The organism is Shewanella sp. T24-MNA-CIBAN-0130, assembly GCF_040310185.1.
GTDB lineage: Bacteria > Pseudomonadota > Gammaproteobacteria > Enterobacterales > Shewanellaceae > Shewanella > Shewanella psychromarinicola.
Genome location: NZ_JBEOPP010000135.1, coordinates 1 through 587, shown reverse-complemented (window position 1 = coordinate 587; position 587 = coordinate 1). Strand labels below are relative to the sequence as shown.

Sequence of the window (587 nt, the reverse complement as noted above, 5' to 3'; positions counted from 1 at the left end):
AAACAATCCTTAGCAGCCCAAGAAGATTTTAAAAAAACTCATTTCTAAAACGATCGCAACGATCCCTGTCTATATTCCTTTAGACACCGTCGATATTTGGTTTCAAGATGAGGCTCGATTTGGTCAACAAAATACCACCACGCGACTATGGGCAGCAAAAGGCTCGAGGCCAAGAGCGGTAAGGCAGCAACAATTTGAATATGCTTATCTTTTTGGTGCAGTTTGCCCTGCGACGGGTGCAACAGAAGCCTTGGTCACTCCATTTGTTAATAGGGCGGCTATGTGGCAACACTTAAAACAAATTTCAGAAGCAACTCATTCGGATAGGTATGCACTTGTTATCATTGATGGTGCAGGTTGGCATACGGATGATATAGCAAAAGAATTCAGTAATTTATCGGTCCTCAAATTACCACCCTATTCTCCGGAATTAAATCCCATTGAACAGGTATGGCAATGGCTAAGACAGCATTGTTTGGCAAATAGGTGTTTTGAAGGTTATGACGATATCGTTGAACAGTGTTGCCGCGCTTGGAATACGTTTATTCAGTGTAAGGACAGGGTAAAAAGTTTGTGCACACGAGACT

The 587-nt window shown here is 42.2% G+C and carries 1 pseudogene; it reads left to right on the top strand.

The window, feature by feature from the left end:
• Nucleotides 1–587 (top strand): annotated as a pseudogene (locus AAEZ02_RS21790) (IS630 family transposase); the annotation flags it as partial.